13 protein-coding genes are annotated in these 12,985 nt (G+C 62.4%); 2 read left to right on the top strand and 11 right to left on the bottom strand.

Annotated features, from left to right (window positions below; genetic code table 11):
• The first annotated feature begins 15 nt into the window (after positions 1 to 15).
• Positions 16 to 447 carry a hypothetical protein gene (locus BC360_RS14270; RefSeq protein WP_065795646.1) on the top strand — a complete coding sequence of 144 codons (432 nt, stop codon included), beginning with the start codon at positions 16 to 18 and terminating at the stop codon, positions 445 to 447.
• Here BC360_RS14270 and BC360_RS14265 read toward each other — a convergent pair.
• From BC360_RS14265 to BC360_RS14255, 3 genes are all read right to left on the bottom strand, one after another.
• Positions 444 to 1,952 (bottom strand): sensor histidine kinase, encoded by a 1,509-nt coding sequence (locus BC360_RS14265; RefSeq protein ID WP_065795645.1) that lies wholly within the window; start codon positions 1,950 to 1,952, stop codon positions 444 to 446. The two genes, BC360_RS14270 and BC360_RS14265, sit on opposite strands and share 4 nt — an antisense overlap.
• A 147-nt stretch (positions 1,953 to 2,099) precedes the next feature.
• Positions 2,100 to 2,654: an RNA polymerase sigma factor gene (locus BC360_RS14260; protein WP_053248082.1), complete on the bottom strand. Its 555-nt coding sequence runs from the start codon at positions 2,652 to 2,654 to the stop codon at positions 2,100 to 2,102.
• Positions 2,655 to 2,662: 8 nt separating this feature from the next.
• Complete coding sequence (locus BC360_RS14255) at positions 2,663 to 2,857, bottom strand: NepR family anti-sigma factor (RefSeq protein WP_053248081.1); 195 nt, start codon at positions 2,855 to 2,857, stop codon at positions 2,663 to 2,665.
• A 135-nt stretch (positions 2,858 to 2,992) separates the two neighbouring features.
• Here BC360_RS14255 and BC360_RS14250 point away from each other — a divergent pair, with 135 nt between their 5' ends.
• Positions 2,993 to 3,787 carry a response regulator gene (locus tag BC360_RS14250; protein WP_065795644.1) on the top strand — a complete coding sequence of 265 codons (795 nt, stop codon included), beginning with the start codon at positions 2,993 to 2,995 and terminating at the stop codon, positions 3,785 to 3,787.
• A 286-nt stretch (positions 3,788 to 4,073) separates the two neighbouring features.
• Here the strand turns inward: BC360_RS14250 and BC360_RS14245 are convergent, their stop codons facing one another.
• From BC360_RS14245 to BC360_RS14210, 8 genes are all read right to left on the bottom strand, one after another.
• Positions 4,074 to 5,657 (bottom strand): FGGY-family carbohydrate kinase, encoded by a 1,584-nt coding sequence (locus BC360_RS14245; protein ID WP_065795643.1) that lies wholly within the window; start codon positions 5,655 to 5,657, stop codon positions 4,074 to 4,076.
• 21 nt (positions 5,658 to 5,678) lie between these two features.
• On the bottom strand, positions 5,679 to 6,347 hold the full coding sequence (locus BC360_RS14240; protein WP_065795642.1) for an HAD family hydrolase: 669 nt from the start codon (positions 6,345 to 6,347) through the stop codon (positions 5,679 to 5,681).
• A 6-nt stretch (positions 6,348 to 6,353) separates the two neighbouring features.
• On the bottom strand, positions 6,354 to 7,838 hold the full coding sequence (locus BC360_RS14235) for a mannitol dehydrogenase family protein (protein ID WP_065795641.1): 1,485 nt from the start codon (positions 7,836 to 7,838) through the stop codon (positions 6,354 to 6,356).
• Between the two features lie 40 nt (positions 7,839 to 7,878).
• The gene (locus BC360_RS14230; protein WP_065795640.1) at positions 7,879 to 8,652 is read right to left on the bottom strand and encodes an L-iditol 2-dehydrogenase; all 774 of its coding nucleotides are present in this window, start codon (positions 8,650 to 8,652) and stop codon (positions 7,879 to 7,881) included.
• The gene (locus BC360_RS14225) at positions 8,649 to 9,650 is read right to left on the bottom strand and encodes an ABC transporter ATP-binding protein (RefSeq protein ID WP_065795639.1); all 1,002 of its coding nucleotides are present in this window, start codon (positions 9,648 to 9,650) and stop codon (positions 8,649 to 8,651) included. Before BC360_RS14225 ends, BC360_RS14230 begins: the two co-directional genes overlap by 4 nt.
• Positions 9,651 to 9,661: 11 nt before the next feature.
• Positions 9,662 to 10,492 carry a carbohydrate ABC transporter permease gene (locus BC360_RS14220; protein ID WP_065783107.1) on the bottom strand — a complete coding sequence of 277 codons (831 nt, stop codon included), beginning with the start codon at positions 10,490 to 10,492 and terminating at the stop codon, positions 9,662 to 9,664.
• 5 nt (positions 10,493 to 10,497) lie between these two features.
• Entirely contained in the window at positions 10,498 to 11,370 is an 873-nt protein-coding gene (locus tag BC360_RS14215; protein WP_065783108.1) for a carbohydrate ABC transporter permease, read from the bottom strand.
• Positions 11,371 to 11,512: 142 nt separating this feature from the next.
• Positions 11,513 to 12,823: an ABC transporter substrate-binding protein gene (locus BC360_RS14210; RefSeq protein ID WP_065783109.1), complete on the bottom strand. Its 1,311-nt coding sequence runs from the start codon at positions 12,821 to 12,823 to the stop codon at positions 11,513 to 11,515.
• Positions 12,824 to 12,985: the final 162 nt, after the last annotated feature.

Here is a 12,985-nt window from a genome sequence, read left to right as displayed (position 1 = left end):
AGGAGTAAAAAGCGCATGGGACCACTCGGGGCTGCCCTGTCCGCCTTGCTGGCCGCCGACATCGGCGCCACCGCATCACGTTTCAAACGCAACGCAGTCTTGTGCGCCGTTGTCGCCGCGCTGCTTGTCACCGCCTACATCTTCGCACTGATCGCAATCGCGCTTTATCTCAGCGCCGCCTATTCGCCGGTCGTCGCAGCGGCGTCGATAGCCGCAGCCCTCATCCTGACAGCCCTGGTGCTGATCATCGTGATGATCGCCCTGCAAGGGCGGGATAGGCGGCTCGCCGAAGAGCGTCGGCGGCGGTCGATGATGCAAACCAATCTGACCATGCTGGCCGCGGCCAGCATTCTGCGCAAACAGCCGCTGCTCGCGGTCGGCACCGCCCTTGCCATCGGCGCCTTGCTCGGCGCAGGCAAGAAACGCAGGCCGCGGCGGGAACCCTAAAGCGGCAGGCGGATCAGGGCAGTCACCCCGGCCGCCATGTATTCCACCTTCACCGAACTGCCGAGAACCTTGTCGAGGCTGCGCTCGATCAGAATGGAGCCGAAGCCGCGACGCTTCGGTTCGCGCACTGGCGGCCCGCCAACCTCAGTCCAGGTCAGATGCAACACCGCCTCGCCTTCCTCGACGACGTTGCGTGCCGTCAGCACCACCTTGCCGTTCAGTACCGACAGCGAGCCGTATTTCACGGCATTGGTCGCAAGTTCGTGCAGCACGAGCCCCAGGCCGACGGCCTGGTCGGGGCCGAGCAGCACTTCGTCCTTGTGCAATTCGATCTGGTCCGCATAGACGCTGACATGTGGCATCAGTTGCTTGGAAATCAGGTCCGCAAGCCGGATCGTGCCCCACTCGTGGTCGGAAAGCAGACCATGCGCCTCCGAGATTGCCTGAAGTCTTCCGGCAAAAGCGGTCATGAATTCGGCGGGATCGCTGGTCTGGCGCAGGGTCTGGCGGGCGAGAGACTGCAGCATCGCCAGCGTATTCTTGACCCGGTGATTGAGTTCCTTGAGCAACAGCCGCGTCCGCTGAACCGATGCCTGCTGGTCGGTGACATCGATGGTGACGCCGATGAAGGTCAGCGGATTTCCTTTGCTGTCCCGATCATGCACTCGCCCGCGACCAAGCAGCCAGCGGCCGGTGTTACCGACCCGGAACATGCCGTCATACTCCTCATCCGCCTTCATTGCCTGGCGAAGCTTGGCGAAGGTCGCGCCACGGTCATCGGAATGAATGGCGCCGAACACTTCCCTGGCGCCGAACGGCCGCTCCGCGGGCAATCCGAACATGCGCATCATGGCGCTGTTGCCGGCGATCATGCCAGACCGGACGTCCCAGAGCCAGCTGCCGATGTTGGCCGCTTCCAGCGCCATCGCGTGGCGCTGTTCCTCGCGGGAAAGCGCCGCCTCCTTGATCGCACGGCGGCGGGCCTCGTCTTTCAACTTGAAAAGCGTGGCGGCCAGATCGGCCAGCCGGCGCAATTGTTCCATCAGATACGGCGCGATCTCCTTGCGCGGCACGACATCCAGCACGCAAACCGTGCCGATCGGCTGGCCATCGAGAATGATCGACGCGCCGGCGTAAAAGCGCAGGAAGGGCGCGCCGGCGGGCCGCGGCCGATTGCGAAAGCGCAGATCGACGGAGGCGTCGAGAACAACAAGGCCGACGCTGTCAGCATCGGCGGCGGCGTGTATGCAGAACGAATCTTCCGACGACGCCCGCGTCTCCGTTGTGCCGACGGCAGCCTTGAACCATTGCCACTCTCGATCGAGAAGGCTCACGAGCGCGATCGGCGCGTCGAAGAGGTCTGCGGCGATTTTGGCAATGCCGTCGAAGTCCGCGTCGGGCACCGCCATGTCGGGCACCGTCGCATGCAGCACACTCAGGCGCTCAGGGGCGTCGAGCAACGATGTGGCCGGCGGGGCGGTTTTTTCTTCTCTTTTTTCGCGCATCCCGCCTCAACTCCAAACTGCCGCATCCGTCGGCCGGCGCCGATTGCTATCTGCGCACGGCGCTTGTCTGCGGAGGCGTTCAGGCCGCCAGTGAAAGCAGGGCTGCTCTCGATTTGCAACGCCCTGGCAGCCAAAAACGCTTTCGGATCAGGAAACGAATGCCCGTGACGTAATGGGGGCGGACGTCTCGTCCGGACCGTAGTCGTTCTCACCCTGCACCTGGAGGATATCCTGAAGGCGCTGGCGGGCGCGGTTCACCCGGCTCTTGATCGTACCGAGGGCGCAGCCGCAGATCGTCGCCGCCTCCTCGTAGGAAAAGCCCGACGCACCGACGAGAATGATCGCCTCGCGCTGATCCGGCGGCAGCATCTCCAGCGCCCGCCGGAAATCCTGCAGATCGAGTGAACCATATTGCTCCGGATGGTGGGCCAGCGATTCGGTGAAATGGCCGTCGCTGTCCTGCACCTCGCGTCCGCGCTTGCGCATCTGGCTGTAAAGCTCGTTGCGCAGGATCGTGAACAGCCAAGCCTTCATGTTGGTGCCCATCTGGAAATGGTCCTGCTTGGCCCAGGCTTTCATGATCGTGTCCTGGACAAGATCGTCGGCCCGGTCATGGCGACCGATGAGGGACATGGCAAAGGCACGAAGGCTCGGCAGAGCGGCGAGCATCTCTCGCTTGAAATCATTCTTTTCCGACGACATTCCGGCGTTCACTCCCTTCCCTGCAGAACCGCCTGCTGCTCGGCTGCGTCGAGTTTCTCCAGAAGATCGAGAAAACGTGAGGGTATCGCTTCTTCCTGGACGGACTGGTAGAGCGCCTTCAGCTTGGCCGCAATCTGCGCGTTCGGGTCTTCGGTCCATGAGGTCGTACCGGAAGTGCGCCCCGCCCCTGTTTTATACTTCATTGTCAATATGTCGCCTTGTGGTGTTCATTACCGCCTTAACGCGTCTGAAAAATGAAATGTTCCCTCCCGGAACTTTTTTTTGCGTGAAACGTTTTGGCGACGTCACTGCAAGAAATATTCTCGAGGGAGTGCCCAATGACATTGTCCACACGGATCGCGCCGCTGCTGCCCTATCTGCGCCGCTACTCGCGCGCATTGACCGGCTCGCAGACATCCGGCGACGCCTATGTGGCCGCCGTGCTTGAGGCCCTGATTGCCGATACCTCCATTTTCCCGGAGGCCCGCAATGACCGGGTCTCGCTGTTCCGCCTCTATACGTCGCTCTTCGGCTCCTCTTCGGTGCTGGTTCCCGAACCGGTTTCGCCCTTTGCCTGGGAGCAGCGCGCCTCGGTCAATCTGGCAAACGTGTCGCCGCTTGCCCGGCAGGCTTTCCTTCTCGTCTCGGTCGAAGGTTTCCGGCCCGAGGAAGCCAGCGAAATCCTTGACGTCAGCGACGACAAGGTCGGCGCCCTTCTCAACCGCGCCTCTCAGGAAATCTCGCGACAGGTCGCAACAGATATCATGATCATCGAGGACGAACCGCTGATTGCCATCGATATCGAAAACATGGTCGAGAGCCTCGGCCACCGTGTCACCGGCATCGCCCGCACCCACGACGAGGCGATTGCGCTTTACAAGAAGACCCGGCCGAGCATGGTGCTTGCCGATATCCAGCTTGCCGACGGCAGCTCCGGCATCGACGCGGTCAACGACATTCTGAAGACCAGCGCTATCCCGGTGATCTTCATCACCGCATTCCCCGAGAGGTTGCTGACCGGCGAACGTCCCGAGCCGACCTTCCTGGTCACCAAGCCTTTCAATCCTGACATGGTGAAGGCACTGATCAGCCAGGCGCTGTTCTTCAACGAGTCGACGAAGGCCGCAGCCTGATCATCGACACAGCCTTTATCGCCGGCGGCCTCGGTCGCCGGCTTTCGTTTGTCTGCTGACTGCTTGTTTCAGCCGGCACACCCGGCAATGAAAGGGCTAAAAAACAAAACAGCCAGTGCCGAGGGAAGGCACTGGCTGACATTTTTCAACTCACCGGGGAAGTGAGTTGTAGACCGGCGGCTTGCCTCCGGCGCCACATTGGGGGCGATGCGCGCCACCGTCCGGTCTCCAATAAAATGCGTGACGCAGGCAAAGGTTCCCGGCAGTCTGCGTTGCGTTCGATTTTTTATTGGAGTGCGTCGAGCTCGTCCCGATGACGATAAAGTGCAAGGAAGCGGCGGTAGTCACCGTCGTAGATTTCGCGCATGGCGGCGTTCGGCAACTGCTCTCGCCCGCCGGACGCCATGGCAGCGCCGGCCGCACCGAGATCGACGTGAACCTGACCGGAAACCGCCGCCGCCATCGCCGTGCCGAGCAGCACAGCGTCAGGCGCATCGGGCGCAACGACCCGGCACCCCGTGACATCGCAATAAAGCTCCATCAGAAGCGCATTGCGAACGTGGCCGCCGGTGACGTGAAGCGTGTCGAGTTCGTAGCCGACCTCACGCATCGTCTCGAGGATATGGCGGATACCGAGCGCGATCGCCACGCAGGTGCGCCAATAGAGCCGGCACAGCGCATCGAACGACGAATCGAGCGGCAGACCGCTGATGACACCGAGCCCGTGCGGATCGGCAAGCGGCGAACGATTGCCATGGAAATCCGGCAACACATGCAGCCGCTCGGCAAATTGCGCGCCGTGCAGGGCGCGCAATTCCTGGACACGTGCAATGATCCGGCCGTGGGTCTCGGTCGTCGGCTCCAATCCGCCGCCATGAATGCGCACGATGTGATCGAGCAGGGCGCCGGTTGCCGATTGGCCTCCCTCGATCAGCCAGGCCCCGGGCAGCACCGCTTCGAAATACGGCCCCCACATGCCGAAGCCAGGCTTCATGTCCTTGGAGAAGGCGACGATGCAGCTGGAGGTTCCGGCGATCAGCGCGAGCTGCCGCTCGAGCTTTTCCGGTTTTCCGGCAAAGCCGCCGAGCACGCCGAGCGCGCCGGCATAGGCATCGATCAATCCCGGCGCCACCTGGCAACCGGTATCAAGGCCGAGCTCTGCGGCAGCCTTCGCGGACAGGCCGCCGACCGAGCTTGCGACCGGCAGCGTTTCCTCCGGCAATCCGCCCCGCGTCAGCAGATCTTCAAGGCCGATCCGCACAAGATAGTCCGCCTGCCAGCCGCGCTGTTCATGGGCGAGATAATTCCATTTCGCGGTCAGCGTGCAGCGCGAGCGCGCCGCACTACCCGTCGCCCGCCAGGACAAATAGTCGGCAAGATCGAAGAAAAAGCCCGCCTTCTCCCACTGCGCCGGCAGGTTCCGCTTCAGCCACATCAGCTTCGGCATCTCCATCTCCGGCGACATGACGCGGCCGGAGAAATCGAGAACCGGGTGTTCGGTGGCGGTGCAGAAATCGGCTTCCGCCAGCGCCCGATGATCGAGCCAGACGATCGTGTCCCAGCGCGCCTCGCCCTTTCGATTGACGGAAAGCGGCGCACCGTCCCGGTCGCGAACCACGAGCGAACAGGTCGCGTCGAAACCGATGGAGGCAACGCTTTCGGGGGCGATGCCGGCCTTGTCTCTTGCGGCCTTCACCGAGCCGCAGACAGCCCTCCAGATATCTTCCGAATCGTGTTCGGCATGATTTTCCTCCGGCCGGTTCATGGCGATCGGCAGGTCGGCGCGCGCCAACAGCCTGCCATTCCGGTCGAAGATACCGGCGCGGGCGCTGCCGGTGCCGACATCGACCGCAACGACGAATTCACGCATCAATGGAGGTCCCCGTCCCTGTTATTGGCGGACAAACTGTAACAATTCGCCCATGTCGTCAAACAGCACGTCGGGGCCGAGGTCGGCCAGTGTCTGTCGGTGACGGTCGCTGCGCGCATGTCCGCCACCGGCGAAGGCAAAAGCCCGCATGCCGGCGGCATGCGCCGCCTCGATGCCGGCCGGACTGTCTTCGACGACGATACAGTCCTTGGGCGCGTAGCCCATCTCCCGGCTTGCCAGCAGAAACAGGTCGGGCGCCGGCTTGCCATGTTTGACCATCGTTGCAGAGAAGATATTCGGCTCGAAAAGATCGATCAGGCCGGTGACGGTCAGCGACAGCCGGATGCGTTCCGGCTGGCTGGACGAGGCGACGCAACAGGCGACACCAAGCCCTTCGACCGCCTGGCGGATGCCGGCGATCGGCTGCAGCTCCGTGCGGAAACGCTGGTACAGCCGCGTGCGCATATCTTCGAGAAAGGCGTCGTCAGTCGCCAGGCCATACTCGTCGTGAAGAATGGCAGACATGCTTTTCAGGCTGCGCCCGAGAAACCTTTCGGTCGCCTCCTCCGTCGTCATCGACACGCCGGCTGCAGCCAGCACGTCCACCAGGACTTCGAGCGAGATCGGTTCACTGTCGACCAGCACGCCGTCGCAATCGAAAATCACCAGCCTGGACGCGCCGTCCGCCATAACACCCTAGCCCCCGAGCTTACCGTCCAGATAAAGCTGGAGCGTAGCGCGCGTACCCTTTTCCCAAAGGGTTTTCAATACTTGGGCGAAACGCCTGCGGAAAAGATCGGACTGCGCGACCGCGCCAAAAATGTCCGACAGCGCCAGAAAGGCCATCGGATCCTGTTTGGCGGCAACGGCTGCCGCCTGAAGCCTATCGGCGTTCTGGTCGTTGAAGACGATCTGCCTGCCGCTGTCGGTCGTGCCGGCGGAGTAGCGGCACCAAAGCGCCGACACAAGCGCCAGGCCGACGACATCTTCGCCGCGCGCCAGCCGGTCCGCTGTCGACGGCAGGATGAATTTCGGCTGCCGGTTGGAGCCGTCCTGCGCCAGCCGCGGGATCGTATCGCCGATCTTCGGGTTGGAGAAACGCGTCTCGATCAGCCTGTAATAATCGCCGAGATCGGTGTCCGGCACCGGCGGAATGACGGGAATGATCTCGTCATGTTCAAGTTTGGCGAGGAAGGCACGGATCAGCGGCTCCTCCATCGCCTCGTGGACGAAATGGATGTCGAGCAAGGCAGCGGGATAGGCGATCGCCGCATGGCCGCCATTGAGGATACGGATCTTCATGTGCTCGTAGGGCGCGACATCGGGCACGAACTGCACGCCGACCTTCTCGAGCGCCGGGCGTCCTTGCGGAAAATGATCTTCCAGCACCCATTGCTTGAATTCTTCGCAGAACACCGGCCAGGCGTCCTCGATCTCGTAGTCCGCAGCCACGATGCCGATTTCGCGTGCGCCGGTGGCCGGCGTGATGCGATCCACCATGCCGTTGGGGAAGGCGACATTGGCATCGATCCAGTCGGCGAAATCAGGGTCGAAGAGCCGCGCAAGGCCAGACACCGCCGCGTGCGTCACCTCGCCATTGCCCGGAATGTTGTCGCAGGACATCACCGTGAACGGCGGGACCTGGCTGTCGCGACGGGCCTTCATCCCGGCGACGATCAGGCCGAAAACCGTCTTCGGCGAAGCCGGATTTTGGGCGTCGTCGACGATGGCTGGGTGGGTCGGATTGAAGACGCCGGAGGCCGGGTCGATGAAATAGCCGCCCTCGGTGATCGTCAGCGAAACGATGCGGATCGCCGGATCGGCAAGCTTCGCAACGATGCCGGCGACATCCCCGGGCTTCAGGTAGTCGATCATCGCGCCGGTCACATGCGCGCCGGTGCGGTTGTTGTCCTGTTCGACCACCGTCGTGAGGAAATCCTGTGCCTCAAGCTTGGCTCGCATCTGTTCGTCGGAGGGCAGCACACCTGCGCCGATGATCGCCCAGTCGTGGTCGTGCCCGGCATTGAAGAGATCGTCGAGATAGACGGCCTGATGGGCACGGTGAAAATTGCCGACACCGAAATGCACAATGCCGGCTTTCAGCCCGGCACGGTCGTAGCTTGGCACGCCGGCCCTGGCCTTCACTGCGTCGAGCGCCGCAAGAGAGAGTTTGGTCGTCATGGTCCCGTTTCCTTATCGAGGCACCGTCCGAAGACTGGCCTCAGCTCATCCAGTTGCCGCCATCGACGTTGTAGGTCTGCGAAACGACGTAATCGCTCTCGGCCGAGGCGAGGAAGATCGCCATGCCGGTGAGATCCTCGGCCGTTCCCATGCGCCCATAGGGCACTTCCGCGCCCGCAAGCCTCTTCTTCTCGCCGCGCGGACGGTTCTCGTATTTGGCAAACAGCGCGTCGACGCCGTCCCAGTGCTCGCCGTCGACCACACCGGGCGCGATGGCGTTGACGTTGATGCGATGCTTGATCAGGTTCAGCCCGGCCGACTGGGTCAGGCTGATGACCGCTGCCTTGGTGGCGCAATAGACGGCGACCAGCGCCTCGCCGCGCCGGCCTGCCTGACTTGCCATATTGATGATCTTGCCGCCCCGGCCCTGCGCGATCATCTGCCTGGCGGCAGCCTGCATCGTGAACAGCGTTCCCGAAACATTGATTGCAAACAGCCGGTCATAGCTTTCGCGGGTGATCTCGACGATCGGTGCGAGATCGAAGAGCGCCGCATTGTTGACGAGAATATCGAGCCCCCCAGCCTCGGCGACGACCGATGCGATCGCCGCATCGATCGAGCCTTGCTGCGTCACGTCCATCTCGACGGCATAGGCGCTTGGGCCGATTTCCGATGCGGTCTCACGCGCCCGCGTCACATTGATGTCGGCAATTGCCACCCTGGCGCCTTCGCGCACATAGGCTTCGGCGAAGGCGCGACCGATACCCCGCGCGGATCCGGTGATCAGCGCGCTTTTCCCGTGAAGACGTTTCATCGAACTGCCAGCCCCTTGTCGTCGAACCTGTGGACACGCTGGGCATCGGGCGTCAGGAACACCCGGTCGCCATGGGTGACGGCGAAATCGCCGCTGACACGCGCGGTCACCGTGCCGATATTGTCGACATTGACATGCAGGAAGGTGTCAGAGCCGAGATGCTCGGCAACGCCGACTGTGCCGCTCCAGGTGCCACTTTCCTTGGAAAGCAGCAGATGCTCGGGCCGGATGCCCATCGTGTGCGCCTGGTAGGCGGCGGCCGGCGCACCGGAAACGAAGTTCATGCGCGGTGAACCGATAAAGCCTGCGACGAAGAGATTGTCCGGCTTGTGGTAGAGGTCGAGTGGCGAGCCGACCTGCTCGATGCGCCCGCGATTGAGCACCACGATCTTATCGGCCATGGTCATCGCCTCGACCTGGTCGTGGGTGACGTAGACCATGGTCGTCTTCAGGTCCTGGTGCAACTGGCTGATCTCCAGCCGCATGTTGACGCGCAGGGCTGCGTCGAGGTTCGACAACGGCTCGTCGAACAGGAACGCCTTCGGCTGGCGCACGATCGCGCGGCCGATGGCGACGCGCTGGCGCTGGCCGCCGGAGAGCTGGCGGGGCTTGCGATCGAGATAGTCGGTCAGGTTGAGCACGCGGGCGGCGTCCGAGACCTTCCTGTCGATGGCGGCCTTGTCCTCGTTCGCCATCTTCAGCGGAAAGGCTATGTTCGAGCGAACGCTCATATGCGGATAGAGCGCATAGGACTGGAACACCATCGACAGGCCACGTTGCGCCGGCGGCAGTTCGGTGGCGTTCTTGCCGTCGATGACGATCTCGCCGTCGCTGACATCCTCAAGCCCGGCGATCAGCCGCAGCAGCGTCGATTTTCCGCAGCCCGACGGGCCGACGAAGACCACGAACTCGCCATCGTTGATGTTGAGGTCGATCGACGGGATGACGGCATGGGCGCCGAAGACCTTCGAGACGTTTCTGAGTGTAATGTTTCCCATTGTCGTATCCCTTATTTGACCGCGCCGAAGGTGAGGCCGCGCACGAGCTGCTTCTGCGAGAACCAGCCGAGTATGAGGATGGGGGCGATGGCCATGGTCGAGGCCGCCGAAAGCTTGGCGTAGAACAGGCCTTCGGGGCTCGAATAGGAGGCGATGAAGGCCGTCAGCGGCGCCGCTTTCGCGGCGCTGAGGTTCAGCGTCCAGAACGCCTCGTTCCAGGCGAGGATGATGTTGAGCAAAAGCGTCGAGGCGATGCCGGGGATCGCCATCGGCGTCAGCACATAGATGATCTCCTTGGCGAGCGAGGCGCCGTCCATGCGTGCCGCCTCGAGGATCTCGCCGGGGATCTCCTTGAAGTAGGTGTAGAGCATCCAGATGATGATCGGCAGATTGATCAGCGTCAGCACGATCACCAGCCCGGTGCGGGTATCAAGCAGCCCGGTGTTGCGGAACAACAGGTACATCGGCACCAGTACGCCGACCGATGGCATCATCTTGGTGGAGAGCATCCACATCAGCACGTCCTTGGTGCGCTTGGTCGGCGAGAACGCCATCGCCCAGGCGGACGGAATGGCGATGACGAGGCCGATCAGCGTCGAGCCGAAGGAGACGACGACCGAGTTCATGAAGTGGCGGAAGTAGTTCGAGCGGCTCTGCACTTCGAAGTAGTTCTCCGTCGTCCACTCGAAGAAGAGCAAGGACGGCGGCGAGGCAATCGCCTCGGCCTCGGTCTTGAAGCTCGTCAGGAACGTCCAGAGGATCGGAAAGAAGATCAGGATCCCGATCGTCCAGGCGACGACGGTGATGACCAGTTTGCGTTGGGTGGAGACATTGCGTGCCATGGTTCTCAAGCCTCCAGCGTCTTGCCGATCATGCGCATCAGGAAGAATGCGACGATGTTGGCGAGGATGACTGCGATGATGCCCCCAGCGGACGCGCCGCCCACGTCGAACTGCAGGAGCGCCTGCGCATAGACGAGGAAGGTCAGGTTGGTGCTCTGCGTGCCCGGCCCGCCATTGGTCGTCACCAGGATTTCCGCAAAGACCGAGAGCAGGAAGATCGTCTGAATGAGGATGACGACCGTGATCGCGCGGGAGAGATGCGGCAGGGTCAGATAGATGAAGCGGCTCCAGGCGCTGGCGCCGTCCATCTGGGCTGCTTCCTTCTGCTCCTCATCGAGCGATTGCAGCGCCGTCAAAAGGATCAGCGTCGCAAAGGGCAGCCATTGCCAGGCGACGATGAGGATCACCGACATCAAGGGTGCATTGGCGAGAAAGTCGAAGGGCTGCAGCCCGAAGAGCTTGGCCACCCAGGCAAACAGCCCGTTGACCGGGTTCATGAACATGTTCTTCCACACCAGCGCGGCGACCGTCGGCATGATCAGGAACGGCGCGATCACCAGGATGCGCACGATCCCCTGCCCGAACATCGGCTGGTCCAGAAGAAGCGCCAGCGCGATGCCGCCGACGACGGTGATAAAGAGCACGCCGAGCACGATGGCGAGCGTGTTGAAGATCGCCTGGAAGAAAGCGGGGTCGGTGAGGAAGTAACTGTAGTTCGAAAAGCCCGCGAACTCTTCCATCCCCGGCATCAAAAGGTTGTAGCGCAGGAACGAGAAATAGATTGTCATGGCCAGCGGAACGATCATCCAGGCCAGAAGCAGAAGCACCGAGGGCGCGATCATCAGACGCGCGGCGGAGCGGGTGTGCAAGGTCGCCATGGCGTCCCCCAAATGACGGAATTCAATGCTGTTTCGAGATCGGGTTGGGTCGGCGCGTTCGTGCGCGCGAGCCCCTTGGCTACCTCCGGGAATTACCGGGGCGCCAGCCATTTGCGGCCGGCACCCCGGGCCCTTGGGAGCGCTATTTGATGTAACCGGCCTTGGTCATTTCGCGCTCGGTCAGCTTCTGGGCGCTGGCAAGCGCCTCGTCGACGCTCATCTGGCCGGCAAGCGCCGCCGAGAACTGCTGCCCGACGGCCGTGCCGAGACCCTGGAATTCCGGGATCGCCACGAACTGCACGCCGACATAGGGTACCGGCTTGACGGCCGGGTTCTTCGGGTCGGCAGCGTTGATCGAGTCGAGCGTCATCTTCGCGAATGGCGCCGCCTTCTGGTACTCAGGGTTCGCGTAGAGCGAGGTGCGCGTGCCCGGAGGAACGTTGGCCCAGCCTTCCTTGTCGGCAACGAGCGTCAGATAGTCCTTGCCGGTTGCCCAGGCGATGAACTTCTCGGCCGCGGCCACCTTCTGCGAACCGGCGGGGATGGCGAGGTTCCAGGCCCAGAGCCAGTTACCGCGTTTGCCTAGGCCGGTATCGGGTGCAAGCGCGAAGCCCACCTTGTCGGCGACCGTTGATTCCTTCGGGTTGGTGACGAACGAGGCCGCAACCGTTGCGTCGATCCACATGCCGCACTTGCCGGTCTGGAACAGCGACAGGTTTTCGTTGAAGCCGTTCGAGGATGCGCCGGGCGGTCCGGCGTCGTTCATCAGCTTGACGTAGAAGTCGAGCGCATTCTTCCATTCCGGCTGGTCGAACTGCGGCTTCCAGTTCTCGTCGAACCAGCGGGCGCCGAAGGCGTTCGCGGTTGCGGTCAGGAAGGCCATGTTCTCGCCCCAGCCCGCCTTGCCGCGCAGGCAGATGCCGTAGACTTCGTTGCCCTTGTCGGTGATCTTGCGCGCCGCGTCGGCGATGAAGTCCCAGGTCGGCGCGTCGGGCATGGTGAGCCCCGCCTTCTCAAACAGGTCCTTGCGGTACATCACCATCGAGCTTTCGCCGTAGAATGGTGCGGCATAAAGCTTGTCGTCGATGGTGAGGCCCGAGCGGATCGCCGGCAGCAGGTCGTCGACATCATAGTCGGCGCCGAGATTGTCGAGCGGCAACAGCCAGCCCTGCTTGGCCCAGATCGGCACTTCATAGGTGCCGATGGTCATGATGTCGTACTGGCCGCCTTTGGTGGCGATATCCGTCGTCACGCGCTGGCGCAGCACGTTTTCCTCGAGCGTTACCCACTCGAGCTGGATGTCCGGATTCTTGGACGTAAAAGCATCCGTCAGCTTCTGCATCCGGATCATGTCGCCGTTGTTCACGGTCGCAATGGTCAGCGTTTCTGCTTGGGCCAGACCTGCCAGAGCGACTGCCGAGCATGTGCCCAGCAGGAAAGTTCTCAAATTCATCGACTTCCTCCCAGAAGAAATTGAGCATTTGCCTTGCTCATGGGCAATTACTCACCTATCGCGAAAGAATGTCAATCCGCTTTCGTTGCTGCGCTGCAACCAGAGACGTTACGAAGCTGTTTTGATTGTCGATTTTTTATCAGCAAGTGGCCATATGAACGC

The sequence above is a fragment of the Ensifer sp. LC163 genome (assembly GCF_001695855.1).
Lineage (GTDB): Bacteria > Pseudomonadota > Alphaproteobacteria > Rhizobiales > Rhizobiaceae > Ensifer.
This window is presented reverse-complemented; position numbering and strand designations above follow the sequence as displayed.

Coding starts and splice junctions, on each gene's coding strand:
- BC360_RS14270 (WP_065795646.1), top strand. CDS start 16: ATGGGACCACTCGGGGCTGCCCTGTCCGCCTTGCTGGCCGCCGACATC.
- BC360_RS14265 (WP_065795645.1), bottom strand. CDS start 1,952: ATGCGCGAAAAAAGAGAAGAAAAAACCGCCCCGCCGGCCACATCGTTG.
- BC360_RS14260 (WP_053248082.1), bottom strand. CDS start 2,654: ATGTCGTCGGAAAAGAATGATTTCAAGCGAGAGATGCTCGCCGCTCTG.
- BC360_RS14255 (WP_053248081.1), bottom strand. CDS start 2,857: ATGAAGTATAAAACAGGGGCGGGGCGCACTTCCGGTACGACCTCATGG.
- BC360_RS14250 (WP_065795644.1), top strand. CDS start 2,993: ATGACATTGTCCACACGGATCGCGCCGCTGCTGCCCTATCTGCGCCGC.
- BC360_RS14245 (WP_065795643.1), bottom strand. CDS start 5,657: ATGCGTGAATTCGTCGTTGCGGTCGATGTCGGCACCGGCAGCGCCCGC.
- BC360_RS14240 (WP_065795642.1), bottom strand. CDS start 6,347: ATGGCGGACGGCGCGTCCAGGCTGGTGATTTTCGATTGCGACGGCGTG.
- BC360_RS14235 (WP_065795641.1), bottom strand. CDS start 7,838: ATGACGACCAAACTCTCTCTTGCGGCGCTCGACGCAGTGAAGGCCAGG.
- BC360_RS14230 (WP_065795640.1), bottom strand. CDS start 8,652: ATGAAACGTCTTCACGGGAAAAGCGCGCTGATCACCGGATCCGCGCGG.
- BC360_RS14225 (WP_065795639.1), bottom strand. CDS start 9,650: ATGGGAAACATTACACTCAGAAACGTCTCGAAGGTCTTCGGCGCCCAT.
- BC360_RS14220 (WP_065783107.1), bottom strand. CDS start 10,492: ATGGCACGCAATGTCTCCACCCAACGCAAACTGGTCATCACCGTCGTC.
- BC360_RS14215 (WP_065783108.1), bottom strand. CDS start 11,370: ATGGCGACCTTGCACACCCGCTCCGCCGCGCGTCTGATGATCGCGCCC.
- BC360_RS14210 (WP_065783109.1), bottom strand. CDS start 12,823: ATGAATTTGAGAACTTTCCTGCTGGGCACATGCTCGGCAGTCGCTCTG.